This is a genomic window from Opitutus sp. GAS368, assembly GCF_900104925.1.
Taxonomy (GTDB): domain Bacteria; phylum Verrucomicrobiota; class Verrucomicrobiia; order Opitutales; family Opitutaceae; genus Lacunisphaera.
This window is the reverse complement of sequence record NZ_LT629735.1, coordinates 1,450,320-1,475,768: the sequence shown is the minus strand read 5'-3', so window position 1 is coordinate 1,475,768 and position 25,449 is coordinate 1,450,320. Positions and strand designations below refer to the sequence as shown.

Below are 25,449 nucleotides of genomic sequence, written 5' to 3'. Positions count from 1 at the left end.
CCCCAACCGCCATGCCCCGCCCCTTGATCATGAAAAACCGCGTGCTGCTTGGCGCGCTGCTGACTTTGCCCCTGGGCGCGGCAGTGCGCGCGGCCGACGAAAAGCCGGCCGCCACCAAGGGACCTGAGAACGTCGGGGTCAGCATCTGGACCCAGAACGTCTCCGGGTTCCGCAAGGAACACGGAGCCATCGGCGGCTACACGAAGCGCTGGGACTTGGGCGACCTGCCACATTACGTGCCCAGGCAGCAGCTCACCGGCACGCTGCGGATCTGGGGCAACAACTACCTCAAGGACGGTTACCTCGGCGAATACTGGCAGGAGGGTTTCAAGAAGCTCCAGCCCGGCGTCACCATCGAGTATCACCTCCCGACGGAGGCCATGGCCATTCCGGCCCTCGTCTGCGGCGTCGCCGATCTCGGCATGTCGAACAAGGCCACGCTGACGGACCTCCTGTCCTTCGAGCAAATGTATCATTATCCCGTCACGGCGGTCTCGGCCACGACGGGCTCCTACGATGTCTACGGCTGGTCGCCGGCCTACATCTTGGTCGTGAACAAGGACAATCCGCTCACGCAGATCAGCGTGAAGCAGCTGGACGGGGTCTTTGGCGGCGCGCGGTCCGGCGGCTACGTGGGCACCGTGTGGCACGGGGAATACCCGTATGCCCGGGGCCGCGAGGAAGACATCCGCACCTGGGACCAACTGGGTCTCAAGGGCGAGTGGGCGGGCAAGCCGATCCACGCGGGCGGCCAGAACGTGCGGGCCGGCGCGAGCACGGGGTTCTCCGACAAGATCCTCCGCGGCAGCGGCGAGTGGGTGGAGGGTTACCGGGGCTTCACCAACTACATCACCACGGGTGGCAAGATCGTGACCTGGAGTGCGCAGGCCCGGGACGCCGTCGCCAAGGACCGCTATGCCATGTTTTATGTCTCGCCGCTCTCGCTGAGCCCCGACCTCAAGGAGCTCGCGGTCCAGGGCTACGATGGCGGGCCCTACGTTCCGAGGACCATCGAGACCGTGCGTGACCGCACCTATCCGCTCTTCAACCAGCAGCTCTTCTTCCTGAACCGCGCGCCCGGCAAGCCGGTTGATCCGATCGTGGAGGAATTCCTCCGCTATGTCCTGAGCCAGGAGGGCCAGGAATGCGTTGAGCGCGAGGGCCGCTACCTGCCGCTTACGGGCAAGGTCGTGCAGGAGCAGCTCAAGAAACTCGAGTGATCCCGCCGTCCATGAAAACCATCACCGGTCTGTCCGTCGCCGTCGCGCTCGCCACCCTGCCGCTCCTCCGGGCCGAGCAGAAAAATTCCAGCGGCCTCGCCATGCAGGAGGCGCGGGCCGAGAACCTCAAGCTCAAGGGCCCGAAGACTTATTATCCCGCCGACCAGTGGGACCTGGGCGACCTGCCCGCCTACGCCCCGAAGGAGCAGGTCACCGGCACGATCCGGGTCTGGGGCAGCAATTACATCACCGACGGCAAGCTCGGTGAATACTGGGAGAAGGCCTTCCAGCAATTCCACCCGGACGTGAAGTTCGAGTTCAACATGCTCACGACGCGCGCCGCCGTGCCGGCGCTCGTCTTCAGCGTGGCCGACCTCGGCATCGGCCGCAAGATCAAGACCGAGGAGCTCCAGCTCTACCAGCGCTACAAGAACCGCGACCCGCTCGAGATCGTCGTCGCGACCGGCTCCTACAACGTCACCGGCTGGAACCCCGGCTTTGGCATCGTGGTGGCGAAGTCCAATCCGCTCACGAAGATCACCCTCGAGCAACTCGATGGCATTTTCGGCGCCGAGCGGCTGGGCGGCTGGGTGGGGACCGACTGGCACCCCGAGAAGGCGCGCGGCCCCGAGAAGAACCTCCGCAAGTGGGGCCAGCTCGGCCTGACCGGCGAGTGGGCCGACCGGGAGATCACGCCCTACGGCCTGAACCAGCGCTACAGCCAGGCGTCCTGGATCTCCGATCGCATCCTCGGCGGCAGCGACAAGTGGAATGAGCGGCTGCGCATCTATGCCAACTACGCCTCGAGCGAATCCGGCGGCGCGGGCTCCAACATGGGCTTCGGCCGCCTCAAGCGCGGCCTGAACGAGGACCTGTCCAAGGACCCGTCCGGCATCGCCTACGTGGGCTCGCCCGTCGGCCCGAACCTGCCGCCCGAGTGCAAGCTCCTCGAGGTCGCCGAGACCGCCGCCGGGCCCTACTACGCCTACACCATCGAGAACCTGCGCAGCCGGAAATACCCGCTGCACGACGAGATCTACGCTTATTGCGACACGGAGAACGGCCGGCCCGCGGACCCGCGGGTGCGCGAGTTCCTGCGCTTCATCGCCAGCCGCGAGGGGCAGGAGGCGGTGGCGCGCGATGGCAAATACCTCCCTCTCACCGCCGAGGCCTCCCGCGAACAATTGAAGAAGCTCGAGTGACACCATGAAGATCAAACCCACCCGCGCGCTGTGCGCCCGTGCCCTTGTCTTTGGCCTCGCCGTCCTCGGCGCCGCCGCAGCCTGGGCCCAGGCACTGCAGACGAAGGAAGCGATCGAGCTGCAGGATCTGCGCAGCCGGATGATCGCCGCGAAGAAGGCCCAGGTCTATTACACCGGCAAGCGCTTCGACCTGGACCAGCTGCCGCACTACACTCCCGCGGCCGAAAAACTCTCGGGCACGATCCGCATCTGGGGGCTCAATTACCTGGGCGACTGCATGCTGGGCGAGTATTGGGCGAAGGGGTTCCGCAAATATTTCCCCGGCGTTAAGATCGAATACACGCTGCCGACGGCGCTCACCGCCACCAGCGGGCTCGTGGCCGGCACGTGCGACATCGGGGCCAACCGCAAGATGACCTTCACCGAGCTGCTCCAGTTCGAGCGCGTATTCAACCACGACCCGCTGGAGATCCCGCTCGCCACCGGTTCGCTCAACGTCACCGGCTGGTCGGATGTGATGGCGGTCTACGTCCACAAGGACAATCCGGTCGAGCGGCTCACGCTGGACCAGCTCGACGGCATCTTCGGCGCCGAACGGCAGGGCGGGTGGGTGGGCACCGTGTGGCATCAGGAATTCGCCCGCGGCCCGGAGAAGAATCTCCGCACGTGGGGCCAGCTCGGCCTGACCGGTGAGTGGGCGGACCGGCCCATTCATCCCTTCAGCGCGACCGTCCGCTACGACACGGCCACGAAGTTCTCCGACGCGGTGCTCCACGGCAGCGACAAGTGGAACGAGCAGACCCGGATGTTCGGCAACTACGCCGGTCCAAACGGCAGGTTCGTGATCTGGGCGGAGCTGATCGCCGAGGGCATCTCGGGCGACCTGGACGGCATCGGCTACTGCGGGGCGCAGAACCAGACCAAGGACATGAAGCCGGTCGCCATCGAGGCCTACCCCGGCGGGCCCTTCGTGCTGCCCACGCTCGAGACCATCCAGGCGCGGACCTATCCGCTCTTCCAGGCGAACTACTGGTATATCAACCGCGCGCCCGGCCAGCCGCTCGACCCGAAGGTGCGGGAATTCCTGCGCTACGTCCTCAGCCAGGAAGGCCAGGCGGAGGTCGTGCGTGACGGCAAATATCTCCCGCTCAACGCCGGTCTCGTGCAGGCCGCCCTGAAATCACTCCAATGAAACTCCCCCTGTTAAAATCACTCATCCCCGTATCCACCCTGGCCCTCGCTGCCGCTGCACATGCGGAAGAATGGGACCTCAGCTCCTTGCCTCACTACCAGCCCCGGCAGCAGGTCAGCGGCACCATCCGCATGGGCGGTGCGCAGATGGCCGGACTCGTGGCAATCTGGGAGAAGGCGTTTCAACAGCGTCAGCCTGGCATCAAATTTGCCAACGAGCTGCCGAGCAGCGATGTGGCCATGGCGGGCATGATCATGGGGACCGCCGACATCGCGCCGTGCGGACGCGAGCCCGCCTTGGAGGAAATCCTTGGGTTCACCGAGAAGTATTCCTACGACGTGACGCCGATCGTGGTCGGCTCCGGCGCCTGGAACACCCCGGGCGGCAGCAGCTGGTCGCCCGTGGTCTTTGTCAGCCAGGACAATCCGCTCACCCAGCTGACGCTGAAGCAGCTCGACGGGATCTTCGGCGCGGAGCGCACGGGCGGTTACGAGGAGAACAGCGCCCTTTTCGTGGCCCGCAACGCGCGCGGCCCGGATAAAAACATCCGCACGTGGGGTCAGCTCGGCCTCACCGGCGAGTGGAAGGACAAGCCCATCCAGACCTACGGCTATTCGCACACCGGCATGCGGCATTTCTTCGAGCTGCGGGTTTTCGGGGGCGGCGACAAGTGGAACCCCAACTACCGCGAGTATGCCGAGAGTGGCACGAAGATGGTGGCCGACGGCTCCGGCACCGGCAGCCACGACATGCTCGTCGCGCTGGCGCATGACAAATACGGCATCGGCTGGAGCGGCAACGGGCACGCCGCGAGCGTCCCGGGCCTGAAGGCCATCGCGCTGGCGAAGGACGACGGCAGCCCGTATTTTGCGCCGACCGAGCGCAACATGCAGACGCATGATTATCCGCTTTCGCGCATCGTCTTCATGTATGTCAACCGGGCCCCGGGCCAGGCGCTCGATCCGAAGGTGAAGGAGTTCCTGCGGTTCATCCTGAGCCAGGAAGGCCAGGACATCCTCGCCCACAACGGCCTGCACCTGCCGCTCCCGGAACCGATGCTGCTGGCCCAACGCAAGAAACTCGAGTGAGTCCCGCGATGAAAATATTCCGGGTGGCCGCAGGGATCGCCGCGTTGTTCACGGCCGCGGGTGCGCTCGGCGCGCAGAATTCCGCGCTGCCCGATTATCAGCCGGGCGCGCCGGTGTCCGGCGTGATCCGGATTTCCAGCGGCAAGGTCTACGGGGCGAAGCTGCTGGCGAACTGGGAGGCGGGCTTCCGGAAGTTTCATCCCGACGCGCGTTTTGAAATCAGCTACGGCAAGGGCTCCGGCGCGCCGCTGCGCGTGCTGTGTTCCAAGCAGTCGGATGTCGCCCTGATGGGCCGCGAGATGACGCCGCTGGAATGCGTGGGCTATTACCGGGAGTTCACCAACGACCCGCTGACCATCACCGCGGCGACGGGCTCCTACATCGCCCTCGACAAGACGATGGCGCTGGTCGTCATCGTGCACCCCGACAACCCGCTCGCGAGCCTGACCTTGGAGCAGCTTGACGGCATTTTCGGCGAGCAGCGCGCGGGCGGTTACGAGGGACAGTATTGGCGGACCGACCGTGCGCGCGGCCCGGAGAAAAACCTCCGCACGTGGGGCCAGCTCGGGTTGAAAGGCGAGTGGGCGGACAAGCCCATCCAGACCTACGGCTACGACATCCTGCGCAACGGCTTCTCCTTTTTCTTCAGCCAGCAGGTGCTGCACGGCGGTGACAAATGGAACCCCAATCTCACCGAATTCGGCTTCAGCATCGCCAACGGAGAGATGGGCATCAAGGGGGCCTCCCACCTCAAGGGCTCCGCCCCGCTGGTCGAGGCCGTCGCTGCCAACCGCTACAGCATCGGCTTCTGCACCGCCGGCGACCTGGCGCCCAGTGTCCGCGCGCTGGCCCTCGCCCCGGCGGGCGGCGCCCCGGTCGCACCGAGCAAGGAAAACGTGATCAGCCGCGCCTACCCGTTGACGCGGTCGATTTACCTGATCCTCAACCGCCCCGCCGGCGCGGAGATCGAGCCGAAGCTGCGGGAATTCCTGCGCTACGTCCTGAGCCGCCAGGGGCAGGATGCCGTGGCCCACGAAGGCGACTACCTGCCGCTGCCCGCCGCGGTTGTCCGCGAAAACCTCCAGAAACTCGAGTAAGACGCCTTTGGTCCCAGCAATCTTGACTACCCCCATGAAAGCCTTCCGAACCCCCATCGCCCTGCTTGCTGTGGCCGGCTGTCTGGCTTCCGCCATCTCCATCCAGGCGCAATCCGCGGCCGAGGTGCAGAAGAACCTCGAACTGTTCCGTCTCAACCCGAAATATGCGGGCGACTACCGGTCCTACGCCGACGGCCGGTTCAACCTGAACGACCTGCCCGCCTACCAGCCCAGGCAGGCCGTCTCGGGCTGGATCAAGATCCACGGGGCCGCCACCCTGGCGCAGGGCCGGCTGGCCAAACTCTGGGAGGAAGGCTTCATCAAGTTCCACCCCGACGTCCATTTCTCATATTACCTGCCGACCACCGAGGTGGCGCTCACGCCGCTCTATTACCACCAGGCGGACATTTCCTTGGTCCACGAACTGGGCTTCTACGACATCCTGCCGTATGAGCGCGTCCTCAATTCGCAGCCGCTGCGCATCGCGGCCTTCACCGGTTCCTTCGACATGACCGGCTACGCTCCGGCCTACAAGATCATCGTCAACAAGGCGAATCCGCTGACGAAGATCACGATCGACCAGCTCGACGCAATCTTCGGCGCGGCGCGCGACGGCGGCTGGGTCGGCACGGCGTGGCGCATCGACCTGGCCCGCGGCAAGGAAAAGAACATCCGCAACTGGGGCCAGCTGGGCCTCACGGGTGATTGGGCGGGCCACGCGATCCGGCCGCACGGCTTCAGCATGCGGGACCCGGCGGGCGTGTCCTTCAACGACCGCGTCATGAAGGGCAGCGACAAATGGAACGAGCAGATCATGACCTATGGCCCGCGCTTCGATCCGGCCGGCCGGCCGGTTTCGGTCGAGGAGCAGCTCAACCGCGCGGTCGCCGCCGACAAATACGCCATCGCCTACACCCTGGGCGGCGTCGATTCGCCCGACGTCAAGGTGCTCAGCGTCGCGCCGGCTTCCTCCGGCGACTATGTGGCGCTCACGCCCGAATCGGTGCAGTCCCGCCAGTATCCGTTTTTCCGCGAGGGCGCGATCTTCGTCAACCTGCGGCCGAACGGGAAACTGGAACCCCTGGTCGAGGAATTCCTGCGCTATGTGCTGAGCCGCGACGGCCAAAGCCAGGTGCAGCACGACGGAAAGTATCTGCCCCTCAACCGGGAGACGGTCGAGGCGCAGGTCGGGGTCGTCGATGCCGTCGGCGTCCATGCGGTGGTGGCCGCCCCGCCGAAGGACGCGAATGCGGAGGCGACGCTGCGGACGCAGGCCCTCCGCGCGGTCGCCATCGCCAAGCGCGGCGAGCAAAGGATGTATCCGCCGGACCAGTTCGACCTGAGCGACCTCCCGCCCTACAAGCCGAAGGCGATCCTCGACGGCTGGATCCGCATCCACGGCCTGAACTACATTGAAACCGGAAAGCTCAGGAAATACTGGGAGGAGGCCTTCGCCAAGGTGCAGCCGGGCATCAAGATCTCGTGGTTCCTGCCCACCAGCGCCGTCGGCTACGCCTCGCTCTACTATAATACGGCCGATCTGCTGCTGGGCGCCCGGCGCGGTTTGAGCGACAGTCTCGCGTATGAAAAGATCATGGGCCGCCAGCCGTTCGCGATCCAGTCCAACACCGGGTCGTTCGACCTGCCGGGCTGGGCCAACACGCCGGTCATCATCGTCAATGACAAGAACCCGCTCTCGAAGATCAGCATGGAACAGCTGGACGGCGTGTTCGGCGCGGAGCGCAATGGCGGCTGGGAAGGCACCACCTGGCATCCGGAATACGCCCGCGGGCCGGAGAAGAACATCCGGACGTGGGGCCAGCTCGGCCTCACCGGCGAATGGGCTGACAAGCCCATCCACGTCTACGGCTTCAACCTTCGCTACAATACCTCCGAGGGCTTCTCGGACCGCATCCTGCACGGCAGCGACAAATGGAACGAGGACCTGGTCGCCACCGGCAACTTTGCCAAGTCCGACGGCAAGCGCGTCGTGGGCGGCGACTTCATCGCCCGCGCCGTGGCCGAGGATCCCTACGCGATCGCCTACACCAACTACAGCGAGGAATACAAGCAGCCCGGCGACAAGGTGCTGGACCTGGCCGAGAAGACCGCGGGACCCTACGTGAAGCTGAGCATCGAGAATGCCCGCAACCGGACCTACCCGATGGTCAACTCCAACGCCTTCTTCATGAACGAAACCCCCGGCACGCCGATGAACCCGCTGGTGAAGGAATTCCTGAGCTTCATCCTGAGTCGCGAGGGCCAGGCCGAGGTGCAGCGCGACGGCAAGCACCTGCCGCTGACCGCGGCGATCATCGCGCGCGAGCGCGAAAAGCTGGAAAAAGGGTGGGGCAGCGAACCCTGAACATTTCACGCCAACCCGCAACTCGACCATCAGAACCATGAAATCATTCCCCTCTTCATTCCGGCGCAGCTTGTTCGCGCTGCTCGCGGCCGCTGCTTGCTTCGGCTGCGGCCTCAGCGGCGCGGCCGCCGACGAGCGGCTGCCCGCCTACACGCCCCCCGCCGGGCCCAACAAGGGCATCCTGCGCGTCTTCGGCGCCGGGCTGCACGGCCTCATGAACGCCTGGGAAGCCGGCTACATGAAGCACAATCCCGACGTGCGGATCGCCGACAACCCCGGCGGCAGCGATGCCGCCATCGGCGCGCTCCAGCACGGCACGGCGGAGATCGCGGTCTTCGGCCGCGAGCTCGAGTTGAACGACTACCTGGGCTTCTTCGAGGACAAGGGTTACAACCCGACCGAGGTCACCATCGCCAGCGGCACCTACGATGTGCCGGGCGGGAGCTGGGCGCTGATCATTTTCGTCAACAAGGAGAATCCGCTCGCGCAGCTGACCATGCAGCAGCTCGACGGCATCTTCGGCTCCGAGCGCACCGGCGGTTACGAGGGCTACGTGTGGAAACCCGAAAACGGGCGCACTGCGAAGGAGAACATCCGCACGTGGGGCCAGCTCGGCCTGACCGGCGAGTGGGCAAACCGGGAAATCCAGACCTACGGCTACGCCGCCGGCGGCATGGCGCACTTCTTCGAGATCGAGGTCCTGAAGGGTTCCAACAAGTGGAACGGCAACTACCGCCAATACGTCGAGAACGGCACCAAGATCCTCACCCCCGGCCGCGAGTCCTCCGGCGTGCTGGCCATGCTGGCCGAGCTCGAGAAGGACAAATCCGGCATCGCCTGGGCGGGCATGCCGCAGTGGAACCAGGTGCCGCAGATCACGGGCATCAAGGCCATCGCGCTGGCGCGTTCGCCCGGCGGCCCGTTCGTCGCGCCGAGCAAGGCGACGCTCACCGACCGCACCTATCCGCTGACCCGCAGCATCTACATCTGCCTCGACAAGGAGCCCGGCCGTCCGCTTTCGCCCAAGGTGAAGGACTTCATGAAATACATCCTGAGCGAGGAAGGGCAGGAGATTGTGCACCAGAACACCACCTATCTCCCGCTGCCCGCCGCGGTGGTCCGCGAGCAGCTCAAGAAGCTCGAATAACCCCCGCCCGGCATCCCCATGAAAATCAAAACCACCATCATGCTGCTGACCGTGCTCGCCGTGGCCCGCACGGCGTCTGGCGCCGACGGCGACAAGGTTTCCACCGGTCTCGCCATGCAGGAAGCGCGCGCCGCGGGCCTCAAGACCAAGGGCAAGAAGGCCTACTATCCCGCCGACCAGTGGAATCTCTCCGACCTGCCCGCCTACCAGCCGAAGGCGCCGGTCACCGGCACCATCCGGATGTGGGGCAGCAACTACATCACCGACGGCAACCTCGGCGAATACTGGGAGAAGGCGTTCCAGAAATTCCACCCCGGGGTGAAGTTCGAATACAACATGCTGACCACCCGCGCGGCCGTGCCGTCGCTGGTGTTCGGCGTCTCGGACCTCGGCATCGGCCGCAAGATCACCACCGAGGAACTCCAGCTCTACCAGCGCTACAAGAACCACGACCCGGTCGAGATCACCATCGCCACGGGCTCCTACAATGTCACGGGCTGGCAGCCGGCTTTCGGCATCGTGGTGTCGAAGGACAATCCGCTGGCAAAAATCACCATGGAGCAGCTCGACGGCATCTACGGCGCCGAACGGCTGGGCGGCTGGGTCGGCACCGACTGGCATCCCGAATTCGCCCGTGGTCCCGAGAAGAACATCCGCACCTGGGGCCAGCTCGGCCTGACCGGCGAGTGGGCGAACAAGGAGATCACGCCCTACGGCCTGAACCAGCGCTACCACCAGGCGGTGGAGATTTCCGACTGGATCCTGCAGGGCAGCGACAAGTGGAATGAGCACCTCCGCATCTACGCGAACTACGTCGGCGCCGATGACGGCAAGGGTAGCTCGATGGGCTTCGGCCGGTTGAAGCGCGGGCTCAACGACGACTTGGTCAGGGACCGCTACGGCATCGCCTACGTGGCCGCGCCCGTCGGCAAGAACCTGCCGCCGGAGCTGAAGGCGCTCGAGGTCGCGCGCACGGCGGACGGGCCCTATTACGCCTACACGATGGAGAACCTGCGCAGCCGGAAGTATCCGCTGGTCGACGAGATCTACGCCTACGCCGACGGCGCCACCGGCCCGGCGCTCGACCCGAAGGTGCGCGAGTTCCTCCGCTTCATCGTGAGCCGCGAGGGCCAGGCCGAGGTGATGCGCGACGGCAAATACCTGCCGCTCACCGCCGAGGTCTGCCGCGAAATGCAGAAGAAACTCGAATGAAACTCCACCACGTCATCCTGCTGCTGGGTCTCTGCGCCCCGGTCCTGTCTCGGGCGGACGAGACGGCGCCGTCGCCCGAGGTGCACCGCGACGCCCTGGACGTCCAGAACGCCCGGGCCGCTCGCGGCGCCACGCAGCGCGACAAGCAGTTCTATACCCGGACCTGGGACCTCGGCGCGTTGCCGGACTATGTGCCGGAACAGAAGGTGGCCGGCGTGATCCGGCTCCGCGGCAACGACGCCATCAACCGCGGGCACCTGTTCCAATACTTGGTGGAGGGTTTCCGGAAATTCCAGCCGGATGTCACCCTGGACATCGATCTGAAGTCGTCGGCCGTGGCGATTCCCGCGCTGGTGTGCGGCGTCGCCGACATCGGTATCGGCCGGCACATCCAGTTCATGGAGCTGCTGGGCTTCCAGCGGACCTTCAACCATGACCCGCTGGAGCTGGTGCCGCTCAACGGCGCCTACGACACGCTCGGCTGGAATCCCGCCTGGGTCGTGGTTGTGAACAAAAACAACCCGATCACCGGCCTCACCGTGAAGCAGCTCGACGGCATCCTCGGCGCCGAGCGCAACGGCGGCTGGGTGGGGACCACCTGGCATCCCGAGTTCGCCCGCGGCCCGGAGGGCAACATCCGCACCTGGGGCCAGCTCGGCCTGACGGGCGAGTGGGCGGACAAGCCGATCCACGTCCGGATCATGAGTCTGCAATACGACCCGACCAACACACTCTGCCGGCTCCTCCTCAAGGGCAGCGACAAGTGGAACGAAACCCTCACGCAGTATTGCCAGTATGTGCGCCCCGACGGGAAACTCGGCATCGGCGCACAGGATCTGGTCGACGATACCGGCAGGGACCCCTACAGCATCGGCGTGAGCAACCTCGCCTTTCTCACCCCCGAGACGAAGGCGCTGCCGCTGGCGGTCGCCGATGCCGGCCCTTACATCGCGCCCACCATCGAGAACGTCCAGGACCGGAGCTATTACCTGCACAGCAACAATTATTTTTATATCAACCGCGAACCGGGCAAGCCGGTGGACCCGAAGGTCCGGGAGTTCATCCGCTACATCCTGAGCCGCCAGGGACAGGAGGCGGTCGTGCGCGACGGCAAGCTGCTGCCGCTGCCGGCCGACGCCGTCCGCGAACAACTGAAAAAACTCGAATGAAGAACACGGACCCTGTTTCCCGATTTCCCCTGAGCCAGGGTGGAACGCGGCCTCCGGACGCGTTTGCTCCTGCCAGCATCCTGCAACGCGTCCGGCCGCCGCGTTCCACCTTCGCTTGGGGGTTTCTCTGCGTGCTGTTGCCGGCCGCGGCGTTCGCGACCGGCAATGCCGGCGCCCCCGAGGTGGCGTTCGTGGACGCGTTGCCGCTTTATGCCCCGGCCACGAAGGTTTCCGGCACGATCCGGCTCTGGGGCCACGGCAGCCCGAAGCACGACTTCATGGGCCGGATCATGGACGCATGGATCGCGGGCTTTGCGAAATACCAGCCGGACGTGAAATTCGAGAACCACATGTATGGCACGGCCTCGGCGATCGGCGCGCTCTACACCGGGGCGGGGAACCTCGCGATCCTCGGCGAGGAGATCAGCCCGGCCACCGCCGCGGCGTTCGAACGCGAGAAACACTACGCGCCCACGGGCATCCAGATCGCCACCGGCAGCCTGGACGTGAACTACTTCGACTATGCGCACATGGTTTTTGTCCGGAAGGACAACCCGATCAAGGGGCTGACGCTGGCGCAGCTCGACGCCGTCTTCGGGGCCGAGCACCGTCGCGGCCCGCGCAACATCCGCACCTGGGGCGAACTCGGCCTGACGGGGGAGTGGGCGGACCGCCGCATCCAGCCCTACGGCTGGCAGGTTGACGTGGACTTCGCGCTTTTCTTCCGCGAGGCCGTGCTGGAGAACAGCCACCGCTGGAACACCGACCTGAAGGAGTTCGTGCACGTCCTCCGGCCCGATGGCACCCAATACGACCACGGCCAGCAGATCCTCGACACGCTGGCGAAAAATCCCGCCGGCATCGCCATCTCAAACGTGCGCTACGCGAACCCGGAAGTGCGGGCGCTGCCGCTGGCGCGCAACGCGGGCGAGCCCTTCTACGAGCCGACCAAGGAGAACCTGATCGCGCAGACTTATCCGCTGGGGCGGATCATCCCGGCCTTCATCGACGTGCCGCCCGGCGGGCGCGCCGATCCGGCGGTGCGGGAGTTTCTCCGCTACCTCCTCAGCCGCGAAGGCCAGCAGGCGGTGGTGCGCGAGAGCGATTACCTGCCGCTCGGCGCCGACGCGATCAAACGGCAACTGGAGAAACTGCCATGACCAGACCAGACCAAAGCACATTCCAGGTGGAACCCGGCCTCCGGACGGGTTGGTTGGACACACGATCAAGAAAACCGGCCCGGAGGTCCGGCTCCACCTGGATGGCGGCAATGCTTCTGGCGCTGATGGGATTGCCTTCGTTGGCGGCGCAGCCTCTTTCCGGCGTGCTGCACGTCGCCGGCAACCCCGAGATGGCGGCCGTGGTGGCGCGCTGGTCGGCTGCGTTCCAAAAGCAGCACCCGGGGGTTCGCGTGGAGCCGCACCTCACGGGCAGCGACACGGGCATGGCCGCGCTCTACACCGGCAAGGCCGACCTTGCGCTGGTCGGACGCGCGCCGACCCTGAGCGAGCTCCAGGCCTTCGAATGGATTTTTCACTACAAACCGGCGCAAGTGGAGGTCGCGACCGGCAGCCTCGACCGCCCCGGCCAGTCGCCGGCGCCGGTGCTGTTTGTGCACCGGGGCAATCCGCTCGCTCAGCTTACACTCGCGCAACTCGACGCCATTTTCGGCACCGAACACCGGCTGGCGCCCGCGGACATCCGCACCTGGGGCCAGCTCGGCCTGACCGGGGAGTGGGCGGACAAGCCCCTTCATCTCTACGCACCCGACGCCATGTCGGGCACGGGGCGCTTCTTCCGCCATGTGGTGCTCAACGACAGCCGCATGATGAACTGGACGCAGCTCACGGAGTTCAGCGACACGGATGTGCCCCGCGCCGCCACGCATGACGCCGGGCGGCAGATTCTCGCCGCGCTCGCGCAGGACCGCTACGGTCTCGCGGTCGCCAGCCTCGGCTTCGTGCAGGACGGGGTCCGCCCCGTGGCACTGGATGGAATCCCGGCCACCCGCGACAGTTTGGTCAGCCGGCAGTATCCGCTGACGCGGGCCGTCACGGCCTGTTTCAACCGCAAGGCCGGCGCGCCGGCCGATCCGCTGGTCGCCGGGTTCCTGCGCTACATCCTCAGCCCTGCGGGCCAGCAGGAAGTGGCCGGGGCCAGCGCCTACCTGCCGCTCACGGCCGAGCTCGCTGCCGCGCAGGTCCGCCGGCTCGACTGAGCCTTCCCCCATGCAAAAATCATCCCTTCTCTTCAAACTGGCCGTCGGCCTGGCCGTGCTGTTCGGCGGCGCCGGGTTGTGCGCCGCCGAGGTGCCGAAATACACCCTCGCGACGGACAACCACATCTACGCGCAGCAGCTCGTGACCGAAATCATGGTCGCGAATCCCGGACTGGTGGCCGCCGGCCTGCACTGTGTGCCGCGGGGCGGCGACCGGCAGGCGATCATCGCCTCGACGCTGGATGTCATCGGCAAGCCCAGCGACCCGGAAGATATCCTGCACGGGGCCACGACCATCGTGCCGAGCACCAAGGCCCCGAAGCTGGGGGTCATGCTCCCGCTGCTCGACCGCACCGGGAAGGAAATCGGCTCGCTGGCCCTCCAGTTCAAATTCCAGGCGGGGGAGGACCAGGTGAAATATCTGGCCGAGGCCACCGCCATCCGCGACCATGTCGCCCGGCAGATCCCGGCCCTGGCCGAGCTGTTCAAACCCACCCCATGAAAACACTTGGTCGTGATTTTCTGACCGTCATCGTGGCCGGCCAAACAGGCAGGGCGGGTCGTCCCCGCCGAGCCGTGCATCGAACGGCTCATCCGGAGGATTTGCCCTGCCACCAACCAACCCATCAATGAAACCGGTCTCCTTATTGCCTGCTTTTTTTGGGCGCACGCTGCTTGGCGCCGGTCTGGTTGCGTGTCTTGCTGCCAACTCCGCGGCCGGCGAGTTCGATTTGAGCGGGTTCCCCGCCTACGCCCCGCAACAGACGGTTTCCGGCGTGATCCGCAATTACGGCTTCGGGTTCGGCGGGCTGTTCAGGATTTGGGAAGCCGGGTTTCAAAGATACCACCCCGGCGTCACCTTCCACGACACGTTCCCGACGAGCGACGCGGCCTTTCCCGCGCTGGTGACCGGCGTGACCGACCTGGCCCCGGACGGCGGCGAGCCGGCCATCACCGAGGTCCTGTCGTTCTACGAGGTCTATGGCTACCACGCCACGGACATCACGGTCGCGTCCGGCACCTACGACGTGGAAGGGCGGTCGCCGGGCATCGTGATCTACGTGCATCCCGACAACCCGCTGGCCCGGCTCACGCTGGCACAGCTCGACGGGATTTTCGGCAGCGAGCGCAACGGCGCGCTGCGCGGCTTCAAGTGGGACCTCAAGGCCGCGCGCGGCCCGGAGCAGGACATCCGCACCTGGGGCCAGCTCGGCCTGACCGGCGAGTGGGCGGACAAACCCATCCACACCTACGGCCACGCGCCGTCGGGCACCACGCGCTTCTTCCAGCTCCGCGTCCTGCACAACAGCGACAAGTGGAACCCCAACTACCGGGGCTACGTCGAGACCGGCAGCAAGATGATCGACGACGACGACAAGGTGGAACAGCGCGGCGGCGTGCAGCACATGCTCCGCGAGGAGCTGCTGCAGGACAAATACGGCATCGCGTGGACCATCGTGCCCCAGGCCGCCAAAGTGCCCGGCCTGAAGCCGGTCGCGCTGGCGGTGGCGGCGGGCGGCCCGTTCGTGGCGCCCAGCAAGGCGACTTTCCAGGACCGGACCTACCCGCTGGTGCGGAACCTTTATTTCTACCTCAACCGCAAGCCCGGCACGGCCGTCGACCCGAAGCTGCGCGAATTCCTCCGCTACATCCTGAGCCGCGAGGGGCAGGAGGCGATCGTCGCCAATGGCAACTACCTGCCGCTGCCGGCGGATTTCGCGGCGGCCCAACGGGCACGGCTCGACTGAAAAGGCGAGCCCGGCCCCCCTTATCTTATGGAAAATCCACCGACCCCCAAGACCGAGATCCTACGCCACACGCTTTCCGTGCGCGTCATTCACTGGTTGATCGCAATCGGCTTCATCCTCGCGATGGCGACCGGCCTGGCGCTCTACTGGTCCAGCATCCTGCACTGGCTGGTGCCATATTTCGGCGGGGAACAGAGCACCATCGCGATCCATTTTGTGGCGGGGCTGGCGCTCGCCGTCTCGGCCATCCCGATTTTTTTCCTGTGGCGCAAGCGGATGCGCTGGACGGCGACGGACACCTATTTCATCCGGCACCTGCAGGATCACGCCCTGCGGCCGGATCAACTGCCGCCCGCCGACACGGGCTTTTTCAACGGCGGCCAGAAACTTTATTTCTGGGCGTTCATCTTCAGCACCGCCTGGCTGCTGGTCACCGGCCTGGTGTGGTGGTGGCGGCGGGAGCCGTGGATGCCGCGGGAGGTGTATGTGGTCAGCCGTACCAGCCACCGGGTGGTGAGCGTGATCATGTCCGGCAGCCTGCTCATCCACATCTACAAGGCGACCGTGGGTGAACCCGGCACCTTCGCCTCCATGCTGAAGGGCACCGTCACGACCAACTGGGCCCGCCTGCGGAGGCCCGGCTGGTTCCGGGATCTGGGGCTGAAATAAGCCGCCCATGGCCGCACCCGCTCGCCGCTGGATTTTTCAAGTTCACCTCTGGTCGGCCCTGACGGTGGGGTTGGTGCTGCTGCTCATGTCACTGACCGGTGCGTTGCTGGTGTTCCGCCCCGAGCTCGATCCGGTTTTCAACCGGGACCTGTTCGCGGTCGCGCCCGGCGGGGCGCCGCGGACGCTGGATGACTTGGTGGTGGCGGCGCAGCAGGCGCATCCCGGGGCCAAGGTCGATTACGTGCGGTTGGCGCGCGAGCCCGGCGCCACGGTGCAGGTGGCCTTCCTCGACAAACAGGTCGTGTTCCTGCACCCGGCCACGGCGGCTGTGCTCGGCCGGCGCGGCCGCTACGAAGGGTTCTTCGGCCGCTGCGAGCAATGGCACCGGTTCCTGCTGCTGGGCAGCGTGGGCCTGTTCATCGTCCGCGCCGGCGCGATGCTGACGGCGCTGGTTTTGCTGACGGGTTTTTATCTCTGGCTGCCGCCGGTGCTCCGGGTGCTGCGGACCGGCCTGACACTCAATTTCAAGCTCAAGGGCCGGGCCTGGCACTTCAACCTGCACAAGGTCGCGGGATTTTATGCGGGCGTCGTGGTGCTGGGCAGCGCGCTGACCGGGCTGCCGCAGTCCTTCGATTGGCTGCAGCACGGGACCTACCAGGGCTGGGGTGCGGCGCCGGCCGCGGAGCTTCATTCCACGCCGCCGGCGGGGCCGGCGCACCCCGTGGCCCTGCAGGCCTGGCTCGACCAGGCCCGGCGGCTGGCGCCGGAGGCCGGTGCCCTGATGATCTATCTGCCGCGCAAGCCCGACGCGCCGGTCGAGATTTTTGCGACGGAGCGCGCGGCGGCCCATGAAAACGCCCGCAGCTATCTTTTCCTCGACGCCTATTCCGGGGCGGTCCTGCGCTGGACGCCGTATGCCGAGAGCCCGGCCGGGGTGAAATTCTACCTCACGGCCCTGTCCTATCATTTCGGCCAGTTCGGGGGCTGGGCCGGGCGCCTGATCCTGCTCGCCGGCATGCTCGCCGTGCCTATTCTGGCGGTGACCGGGCTCGCCATGTTCCTCCAGCGCGGGCGCGCGCGGTCAGCTTAACAGGAATTCAGCTGGAGTTCAGCTGGCTTTTATCCACGGCAGGCATGCTGGCTCCGGTCAGTCACCCCGCCGACGGACCCCCATACCCCCGCGCATTACCCCTCCCGCCTTATGAATACCCCCAAACCCACCCCGCCCGAGTCCGCGTCCTCTCCGTCGGGCTTCTGGCCGCACGGCTGGTGGAAGCTGATGGAGCGGCGCGTCGGCATCCTGCCGGTGCCGGTGCTCGTCGTGCTGGTCATCGTGCTGGGCGCGTTCATCTATACCGGGAAGTTCCCCGCGTCCGGCAAGACCCCGAACGATGTGTGCACGATGCTCGCGGTCCTCGCGGTCGGCGGCTTCGTCTGCGCCGAGATCGGCAAACGCATTCCGGTCATCAAGGACATCGGCGGCGCGGCGATCTTCGCGACCTTCATCCCGTCCTACCTGGCTTTCCACAGCTACATCCCGCCGGTCATCACCCAGACGGTGACGGATTTCACCAAGCAGACCAACTTCCTCTATCTCTTCATCGCGTGCATCATCGTCGGCTCGATCCTGAGCATGGACCGCACGGTGCTGATCAGGGGCTTCCTCAAGATCTTCATTCCGCTCGCCGCGGGCTCCGTGGCCGCGGCGCTCGTGGGCACGGGCGTCGGCACGCTGCTCGGCCTCGGCGCGAAGAACACCTTCTTCTATATCATCGTCCCGATCATGGGCGGCGGCGTGGGCGAGGGTGCCATCCCGCTTTCCGTCGGCTATGCGGAGATCCTGCACCTGAAGCAGGGCGAGGAGTTCGCCCGCGTGCTGCCGCCCGTCATGTTCGGCAGTCTCACGGCGATCCTGCTTTCCGGCACGTTGAATTTCGTCGGCAAGAAGTTCCCGCACCTCACCGGCGAGGGCCGGATCCAGCCCGGCGAGAACGACGAGCTGCACCCGCAGGAAGAGGCCATCACCGGCCACATGGACGTGGGCCACATCGCCGCCGGGGCGAGCATCGCCATCGCCCTCTACCTGCTTGGCGTGGCCGTGAACACGCTGCCGCCCGAGACCTTCCGCCTGCCCGCGCCGGTCGTGATGCTCTTCCTCGCCGTGGCGGTCAAGCTGGTCTCCGGCGTGCCGCCCCAGCTCCAGCACGGCGCCGGCGTCGTCTACAAGTTCTTCCGCACCGCCGTGACCTACCCGCTGCTCTTCGCCATCGGCGTGGCCCTCACGCCGTGGGACAAGCTCATGGAGGCGCTGCATCCCGCCAACCTCGTGACGATCGTCGCCACGGTGACGACGCTGATGGCCACCGGCTTCTTCGTCGGGCGCTGGGTGAAGCTCTACCCGATCGAGGCCGCCATCGTGAACGCCTGCCACAGCGGCCAGGGCGGCACGGGCGACGTGGCCATCCTGACGGCGGCGAACCGCATGCAGATGATGCCGTTTGCGCAGATCGCCACCCGCATCGGCGGGGCGATCACCGTCACCCTGGCGCTCATCGCCCTGAAGGCGATGACTTGAGCGAAGGCTCCGCCGTGCCGCTGTTTCGCGCCAGAATCATCCGCCCATCGCTCCGGCTTGGCGAATCCGTTCCCGCATAATGCTGGCATAATCATTGCCCTGATATTCTCCGCCTTCATTCTTCGAATCCCGTGAGACCGCTTGAAGCCCGCTCCCTCCGCCCGTCACTGTCCGCCGCCCGCCGGTGGCTGCCGGCCCTTGCGCTGTTGCTGACCGGCGGCTGTGCGACCTACCACCGCCAGCCGCTCGACGCCGCGGCCGTGGAGGCGGCGCTGCATCCGCCGCTGGCGGAGGCCCGGGTCACCGCGGCGAAGTTCCAACACCCGCTGATCAAGCCGCTCGCGATCGACGGCCGCGACGGGTTCACGCCGGACGAAATCGCCCTGCTGACCGTGATCACCAGCCCGCAGCTGCGCGCCTTGCGCGACCAGCGCGGGGTGGCGCAGGCGCAGGTCGTGCAGGCCGGGCTTCTGCCGAATCCCCAGCTGGGCTACACCCTCGACCAGCAGTCGGGCAACAGCGATCCGGCGCTCATCAACGGCGGGAGCCTCGGCCTGAGCTGGGAGGTCACCTCGCTGCTGGGCTACCGGGACCGGCTGGCCGCGGCCAAGTCCACCGCCGGCGCGCTCGACCTGGACATCGCCTGGCAGGAATGGCAGGCCGCCCAGGCCGCGCGGCTCGCGGCCTACCGCGTGCTGTCGCTGGAATCCCGCCTGCCGCTGGCGCAGGCGACCGAGACGGAGCTGGCGGATGCCCTGGCCCTGGCCCGGCAGGCGCACACGCAGGGCCATGCGACCACGGCCGAGCTCGCCGCGGCGACCGAGGCCTGGAGCGCGGCCCAGGACGCGCGCTTCGCCCTCGAGCAGGACCTGACGGCCCAGAGACTTTCCCTCAACCTGGCGCTCAACCAGCCGGCGGACACCCCGCTGAAATTGAAGGCGGGCGCGAATCCGCCGGAGTTGCCGTCGACCGCGGCCGCGGCGTTGCTCGACGGCCTGGAACAGCGCCGGCTCGACCTGGTGGCGCTCACCCTCGGCTACGAGAGCAGCGAGGCCGGCCTGCGCGCGGCCGTGAAGGCGCAGTTCCCGAGGATCGGCCTCAGCTTCGCCAAGGCGCATGACACCAGCAACGTGAAGACCCACAGCTACGGGGTCAGTGTCGACCTGCCGCTGTTCGACCGCAACCAGGGGGCGATCGCCGCCGGCCAGGCCACACGGCAGCAGCTCTTCGACGAGTATGTCGCGCGGGTCGCCGAGGCGCGCGCCAATGTCGTGCAGATCCTCTCCAGCCTGGCGGTGGCCCGCACCCAGCTCCGCACGCTCGAGGCCGAGCTGCCCGAGCTGGAACAGATCGCCGCCGCGCTCGACCGGGCGATGCAGACGCGCAATGCCGATGCCGCCGCGTGGCGGGACGCCCACGGCGTCCTGCTCGCCCGCCGCACCGAACAGGCGAAGATGCAGCAGGACATCCTCGAGCTCGGGGTGGCCCTGGAGCTCGCCACCGGCCGTCCCCTGCTCAGCCCCGGCGCCCTCAACTGATTTCCGTCATGAAAAAAATCCTGATCGCAGTGTCCGTCCTGGCCGTGGTTCTGCTCGGCTGGTATTTCCTCAAGCCGCACGGCACCGCCGCCGGGGAGGAAGGCGCCAAGCCCGCCGCCAAGGTCGAGACCGTCGCGCTCGCCGACCAGGCCATCGCCCAGACCATCGAGGTGTTCGGCGTCGTGGCCGCCGCGCCGTCGGGCGAGCAGGTCCTGGCCGCCCCCTACGACCTCCTCGTGCGCAAGATCAATGTCAGCGCCGGCAGCACGGTGGCCGCCGGCGACGTGCTGCTGGAGGTCGAGCCGAGCCCGGACGCGAAGCTCGCGGCCGATTCCGCGCGCAGCCTGTCCGCGCTGGCGACCAAGGCCCTCGCGGCCGTCCAGGAGCGTTACGACCTCAAGCTGGCCAACCGCCAGGAGCTCCTCACCGCCCGGCAGGCCGCGGAGGACGCGAAGCTCAAGGCCGACAGCTTCACCGCGCGCGGCCTGGGCGGCGACGGCCGCATCACCGCGGCCGCGGCGGGCGTGGTCAGCAAGCTCGACCTGTTGGCGGGGGCCCTCGCTCCCACCGGCACCGCGCTGGTCACCGTTTCCACCGGCGGCCAGCTCGAGGCGCGCCTCGGGGTGGAGGCGGCCGACGTCGTGGCGGTCGTCGCCGGCCAGGCGGTGACGCTCGAGTCTTCCAACCGCGCCGAGCCGGAAAAAGTCTCCACCAGCGTGCGCACGGCCGGGGCCGCGCTCGACCCCGCCACCGGCGCGGCCGAGGTGCGCGCGGCGGTTCCCGCCGGCGCCCCGCTCCTGCTCGGTGAGCACGTGCGGGCGCAGATCGAATTGCAGAAGAAGGACCACGCCCTGGTTGTGCCGCGCAGCGCCGTGCTGCCGGACGACGACAAGCAGGTCATCTTCACCGTGAAGGACGGCAAGGCCGTGCGGCACGAGGTGAAGCTCGGCCTCGCCACCGATGAGCTGCAGGAGGTCATCGGCGAGGGCCTGAAGGCGGGCGACCTCGTCGTCACCCTGGGCAACTACGAACTGGAGGACGGCATGGCCATCCAGGCGCCGGAGAAGGAGGACAAGAAGGACGACGCCAAGGAATCCGCCAAGCCGGCGGACGAGAAAAAGGCCGGGGACAAGGCCAAGGACGAGGCGAAGCCCGCGACGGAGGCCAAGCCGTGAATTTTGTCGCATGGATGCAGGCGCACCGGCGCTCGGTGCTGTTTCTTCTCGGCCTGCTGGTCATCGGCGGCGGCTTTGCGGCGTGGACCCTGCCGGTGGCGCTGTTCCCGCACGTCCAGTTTCCGCGCATCGTCGTGAGCCTCGACGCCGGCGACCGCCCGGCCGAGCGCATGACCGTCGAGGTCACGATGCCGGTCGAGGAGGCCGTGCGCTCCGTGCCCGGCCTGCGCAGCCTGCGCTCGAACTCCAGCCGCGGCAGCTCCGAGATCTCCATCAACTTCGAGTGGGGCCAGGACATGATCTCCGCCATGCTGCAGGTCGAGTCGGCGATCAACCAGACGCTCTCGGCCCTGCCGGCCGGCACCAAGTTCGAGGTGCGGCGCATGGACCCGACGGTGTTTCCGACTGTCGCCTACACGCTGACCTCCGAGAAGCAGTCGCTCACCGCGCTGCGGGACATCGCCTATTACCAGCTGCGCCCGCTGCTTTCCACCGTCCCCGGTGTCGCCAAGGTCGCCGTGATGGGCGGCGCCCAGGCGGAATACCGCGTGACCATCGATCCGGCCCGGCTGCAGGCCCACGGCCTGACGCTGGACGACGTGGCCAAGGCGCTTTCGGCGGCCAACACCATCAGCGCGGTCGGCAAGCTGGAGGATCACTACAAGCTTTACCTGGCCCTGGCCGACAGCCGCTTTCACAGCATCGACCAGATCGGCGAGACCGTCCTGCTCAAGGGGCCGTCCGGTGTGCTGCGCGTCGAGGACGTCGGCACGGTCGAGCTCGGCACCGTGCCGCAATGGACGCGCGTGACGGCCGACGGTCGCGACGCGGTCATCTTCCAGGTCTACCAGCAGCCCGACGCCAACACCGTGCAGATCGCCCGCGACGTGCAGGCGCTGCTCCGCGACTACCGCGGCCAGCTGCCGCGCGGCGTCAAGATCGCCAACTGGTATGACCAGAGCGAACTCATCGTCAGCTCCGCCGACAGCGTGCGCGACGCGGTGCTGATCGGCGTGCTGCTCGCCGGCGCCGTGCTGTTTGTCTTCCTGCGCAACGGCAAGATCACCCTGATCGCGATGGTGTGCGTGCCGGCGTCGCTGGCGGCCACCGTGCTGCTGCTCAAGGTGCTCAACAGCAGCTTCAACATCATGACGCTCGGCGGCATGGCGGCGGCGGTCGGCCTCATCATCGACGATGCCATCGTGATGGTGGAGCACATCGTGCGCCGGCTGCGCGGCGTGCACGGCGCGCACCGCGGCCGGGTCTGGTCCGCCGCGGCGGAGTTCACCCGCCCGCTCGTGGGTTCTTCGCTCTCGACCATCGTCATCTTCGCGCCGCTCGCGTTCCTCTCCGGCGTGACCGGCTCCTTCTTCAAGGCGCTTTCGCTCACGATGGCGGCCAGCCTGGTCATCTCGTTCCTCATCGCCTGGCTCGCGGTGCCCATCCTGACCGACCACTTCCTGGGCGAAAAGGATGCGGAGCAGGAGGAGGGGGGGCCGTTCACCGCCCGCGTCCACCGCGGGTATGCGGCCCTCATGCGCCGCGTGCTCGTCCGCCCTTCGCTGGTGCTCCTGGGGATCGTGCCCCTGCTGCTTGCCGCCTGGCTGTGCTACCAGCGCGTCGGCTCGGGCTTCATGCCCTCCATGGACGAGGGCGGGTTCATCCTCGATTACCGCGCGCCTTCCGGCACCTCGCTCACCGAGACCGACCGCCTGCTCCGCCAGGTGGAGGCCGTGCTCCAGGAAACCCCCGAGGTGCAGACCTACTCGCGCCGCACCGGGCTCCAACTCGGCGGCGGCCTGACCGAGGCCAACGAGGGCGACTTCTTCGTCCGCCTCAAGCCGCAGCCCCGCCGCGACATCGACGAGGTGATGGACGACGTGCGCAAGGAGGTCGAGCAGAAGGTTCCCGGCCTCGAGATCGAGATGGCCCAGCTGATGGAGGACCTGATCGGCGACCTCACCGCGGTGCCGCAGCCGATCGAGATCAAGCTCTATTCCGACGACGCCAAGCTGCTGGAAACGACGGCGCCGCAGGTGGCCGCCACCATCGGCAAGATCACCGGCGTCGTCGACGTGAAGAGCGGCATCGTGCTCGCCGGCGACGCCCTCACCATCAGCGTCGACCGGGCGAAAGCCGCCCTGGAGGGCATGGACCCCGATTCGGTCACGACGGCGCTGAACGCCCTGCTCACCGGCTCGACCACCACGACCAGCGTCGAGAGCGGACCCAAGCTGGTCGGCATCCGCGCGTGGATTCCCGAAAAGAACCGTCGCACGGCGGAAAACGTCGCCCAGCTCCGGATTCGCGCGCCGGACGGGCATTTCTTTCCGCTGCAGCGCGTGGCCGAGATCACACCGGTCATCGGCCAGCCGCAGATCGTGCGTGACGACCTCAAGCGGATGATCCCCGTGACCGGCCGCATCAGCGGCCGCGACCTGGGTTCGACCATCCGCGACGTGCAGGCGGCGCTCGCCAAACCGGGCCTCGTGCCGCGCGGGGTGTATTTCGCGCTGGGTGGCACCTATGCCGAGCAGCAGAAGGCGTTCAGCGGGCTCATCGCCGTGTTCGGCGGTGCCGTCGCGCTGGTGTTCCTGCTGCTGCTCTTCCTCTACGAAAGCTTCCGCACGGCCTTCGCCATGCTCGGCTGCACGCTGCTGGCCCTCTCGGCCGTGACCATCGGGCTGTGGCTGACCAACACCGAGCTGAACATCTCCTCGATGATGGGCATGACCATGATCGTCGGCATCGCCACCGAGGTGGCCATCTTCTATGTGTCCGAGCTCGTCTCGCTGCCCGATGACCTGCCGCCGCACCAGGCCCTGATCGAGGCCGGCGTGAACCGCATGCGGCCGATCGCCATGACCACCTTCGCGGCGATCCTCGCGCTCCTCCCGCTCGCCCTCGGCATCGGCGCCGGCTCCGCCATGCAGCAGCCGCTGGCCATCGCGATCATTTCGGGGCTCGTCCTCCAGATGCCCGTCGTGCTCATCATGCTCCCCGTGCTCCTGTCGCTGCGCTCGCCCGCGTCCCCGCCGCCCGCCGCCGCCGCGGTTTCGTCCCCGTGAACTGCCGCCTTTTGCTGCTCCTGGCGTTCGCGGCGGGCCGGCTCTCCGGCGTGATGATCGACGAGATCCAGGTTTACACCGACGACCTCAACGCGCCGGGCAAATTCGGGCTGGAGCTGCACGTCAACACGACCCTGCAGGGGCGCGACACGCCCGACTATCCCGGCGAAATCACGCCGCAGCACGGGCTGCGCCTGACGCCGGAATTTTCCTATGGATTGCCCCACGGGTTCGAGGCGGGGCTCTACCTGCCCGCGGAGCGCACGGGCGGCGGATCCTATCTCCTGGCCGGCTCCAAGGTCCGGCTCAAGTGGCTGCCCGTGCTGCCCGACGAGAAGCTCGGCGGCTGGTTCTTCGGACTCAATGGCGAACTGTCCTACCTCCAAGCCCGCTTTGACCAGGCGCAGTGGGGCTTCGAATTGCGGACGATGGCCGGCTACCGCGCCCCCGGCTGGCTGCTGGCGGCGAATCCCGTGCTCGGCTGGGGCCTCAGCGGCCCGGACAAGAGCGGCCGGCCCGAGACGGAACTGCAACTGAAGGCCGCGCGGGAAATCGTCCGTGGCGTTTCCTTCGGGCCGGAATATTACGCCGACTTCGGCCGGCTCGGCCGGGCGCTGCCCTCGGCGGCGCAGGCTCACACGCTTTATGCGGCCTTCGACGTCGACCTCCATCCCTGGGTCTTCAACTGCGGCATCGGGCGCGGTCTCACCAGCAGCGCCGATCGTTGGACGCTGAAGTTTATCTTCGAGGTGCCGTGGTAAGCCCC

At 67.1% G+C, this 25,449-nt stretch carries 20 protein-coding genes; all 20 read left to right on the top strand.

The genetic code is table 11. The annotated features are described in order from the left end of the window. Nucleotides 1–11: 11 nt before the first annotated feature. A complete protein-coding gene (locus BLU29_RS06240; protein ID WP_091055995.1) occupies nucleotides 12–1,220 on the top strand; it encodes a substrate-binding domain-containing protein in 1,209 nt (402 codons plus the stop codon). Between the two features lie 11 nt (nucleotides 1,221–1,231). Further along, nucleotides 1,232–2,422, top strand: coding sequence for a substrate-binding domain-containing protein (locus BLU29_RS06235; RefSeq protein ID WP_091055993.1), 1,191 nt, complete (start codon nucleotides 1,232–1,234; stop codon nucleotides 2,420–2,422). Nucleotides 2,423–2,426: 4 nt separating this feature from the next. Then, nucleotides 2,427–3,614: a substrate-binding domain-containing protein gene (locus BLU29_RS06230; protein ID WP_091055992.1), complete on the top strand. Its 1,188-nt coding sequence runs from the start codon at nucleotides 2,427–2,429 to the stop codon at nucleotides 3,612–3,614. Next, on the top strand, nucleotides 3,611–4,702 hold the full coding sequence (locus BLU29_RS06225) for a substrate-binding domain-containing protein (RefSeq protein ID WP_091055990.1): 1,092 nt from the start codon (nucleotides 3,611–3,613) through the stop codon (nucleotides 4,700–4,702). The genes BLU29_RS06230 and BLU29_RS06225 overlap by 4 nt, the downstream gene beginning before the upstream one ends. Nucleotides 4,703–4,710: 8 nt before the next feature. Further along, nucleotides 4,711–5,799, top strand: a complete 1,089-nt coding sequence (locus BLU29_RS06220) for a substrate-binding domain-containing protein (RefSeq protein ID WP_091055988.1) — start codon at nucleotides 4,711–4,713, stop codon at nucleotides 5,797–5,799. Nucleotides 5,800–5,833: 34 nt separating this feature from the next. Next, nucleotides 5,834–8,164 carry a substrate-binding domain-containing protein gene (locus tag BLU29_RS06215; protein ID WP_157693673.1) on the top strand — a complete coding sequence of 777 codons (2,331 nt, stop codon included), beginning with the start codon at nucleotides 5,834–5,836 and terminating at the stop codon, nucleotides 8,162–8,164. A gap of 37 nt (nucleotides 8,165–8,201) precedes the next feature. Next, complete coding sequence (locus tag BLU29_RS06210) at nucleotides 8,202–9,311, top strand: substrate-binding domain-containing protein (protein ID WP_091055986.1); 1,110 nt, start codon at nucleotides 8,202–8,204, stop codon at nucleotides 9,309–9,311. A gap of 18 nt (nucleotides 9,312–9,329) precedes the next feature. After that, entirely contained in the window at nucleotides 9,330–10,523 is a 1,194-nt protein-coding gene (locus tag BLU29_RS06205) for a substrate-binding domain-containing protein (protein WP_091055984.1), read from the top strand. Further along, the gene (locus BLU29_RS06200) at nucleotides 10,520–11,692 is read left to right on the top strand and encodes a substrate-binding domain-containing protein (protein WP_091055983.1); all 1,173 of its coding nucleotides are present in this window, start codon (nucleotides 10,520–10,522) and stop codon (nucleotides 11,690–11,692) included. The genes BLU29_RS06205 and BLU29_RS06200 overlap by 4 nt, the downstream gene beginning before the upstream one ends. Continuing rightward, nucleotides 11,689–12,852: a substrate-binding domain-containing protein gene (locus BLU29_RS06195; protein WP_172830224.1), complete on the top strand. Its 1,164-nt coding sequence runs from the start codon at nucleotides 11,689–11,691 to the stop codon at nucleotides 12,850–12,852. The genes BLU29_RS06200 and BLU29_RS06195 overlap by 4 nt, the downstream gene beginning before the upstream one ends. Before the next feature lie 125 nt (nucleotides 12,853–12,977). Beyond that, complete coding sequence (locus BLU29_RS06190) at nucleotides 12,978–13,910, top strand: substrate-binding domain-containing protein (protein WP_157693672.1); 933 nt, start codon at nucleotides 12,978–12,980, stop codon at nucleotides 13,908–13,910. A gap of 10 nt (nucleotides 13,911–13,920) precedes the next feature. Next, the gene (locus BLU29_RS06185) at nucleotides 13,921–14,412 is read left to right on the top strand and encodes a hypothetical protein (RefSeq protein WP_091055978.1); all 492 of its coding nucleotides are present in this window, start codon (nucleotides 13,921–13,923) and stop codon (nucleotides 14,410–14,412) included. Between the two features lie 127 nt (nucleotides 14,413–14,539). Beyond that, complete coding sequence (locus BLU29_RS06180; protein ID WP_091055977.1) at nucleotides 14,540–15,658, top strand: substrate-binding domain-containing protein; 1,119 nt, start codon at nucleotides 14,540–14,542, stop codon at nucleotides 15,656–15,658. A 27-nt stretch (nucleotides 15,659–15,685) separates the two neighbouring features. After that, nucleotides 15,686–16,327, top strand: a complete 642-nt coding sequence (locus BLU29_RS06175; protein WP_091055975.1) for a cytochrome b/b6 domain-containing protein — start codon at nucleotides 15,686–15,688, stop codon at nucleotides 16,325–16,327. Between the two features lie 7 nt (nucleotides 16,328–16,334). Next, nucleotides 16,335–17,417 (top strand): PepSY-associated TM helix domain-containing protein, encoded by a 1,083-nt coding sequence (locus BLU29_RS06170; protein WP_091055973.1) that lies wholly within the window; start codon nucleotides 16,335–16,337, stop codon nucleotides 17,415–17,417. A gap of 111 nt (nucleotides 17,418–17,528) precedes the next feature. Continuing rightward, entirely contained in the window at nucleotides 17,529–18,902 is a 1,374-nt protein-coding gene (locus BLU29_RS06165; RefSeq protein ID WP_091055972.1) for a 2-hydroxycarboxylate transporter family protein, read from the top strand. Nucleotides 18,903–19,033: 131 nt separating this feature from the next. Beyond that, nucleotides 19,034–20,440 (top strand): TolC family protein, encoded by a 1,407-nt coding sequence (locus BLU29_RS06160; protein WP_091055970.1) that lies wholly within the window; start codon nucleotides 19,034–19,036, stop codon nucleotides 20,438–20,440. Nucleotides 20,441–20,448: 8 nt separating this feature from the next. Next, nucleotides 20,449–21,615 (top strand): efflux RND transporter periplasmic adaptor subunit, encoded by a 1,167-nt coding sequence (locus BLU29_RS06155; RefSeq protein WP_091055969.1) that lies wholly within the window; start codon nucleotides 20,449–20,451, stop codon nucleotides 21,613–21,615. Next, nucleotides 21,612–24,683 carry an efflux RND transporter permease subunit gene (locus tag BLU29_RS06150; RefSeq protein ID WP_091055967.1) on the top strand — a complete coding sequence of 1,024 codons (3,072 nt, stop codon included), beginning with the start codon at nucleotides 21,612–21,614 and terminating at the stop codon, nucleotides 24,681–24,683. Before BLU29_RS06155 ends, BLU29_RS06150 begins: the two co-directional genes overlap by 4 nt. Beyond that, on the top strand, nucleotides 24,680–25,444 hold the full coding sequence (locus BLU29_RS06145; RefSeq protein ID WP_157693671.1) for a hypothetical protein: 765 nt from the start codon (nucleotides 24,680–24,682) through the stop codon (nucleotides 25,442–25,444). Before BLU29_RS06150 ends, BLU29_RS06145 begins: the two co-directional genes overlap by 4 nt. The last annotated feature ends 5 nt before the right edge of the window (nucleotides 25,445–25,449 follow it).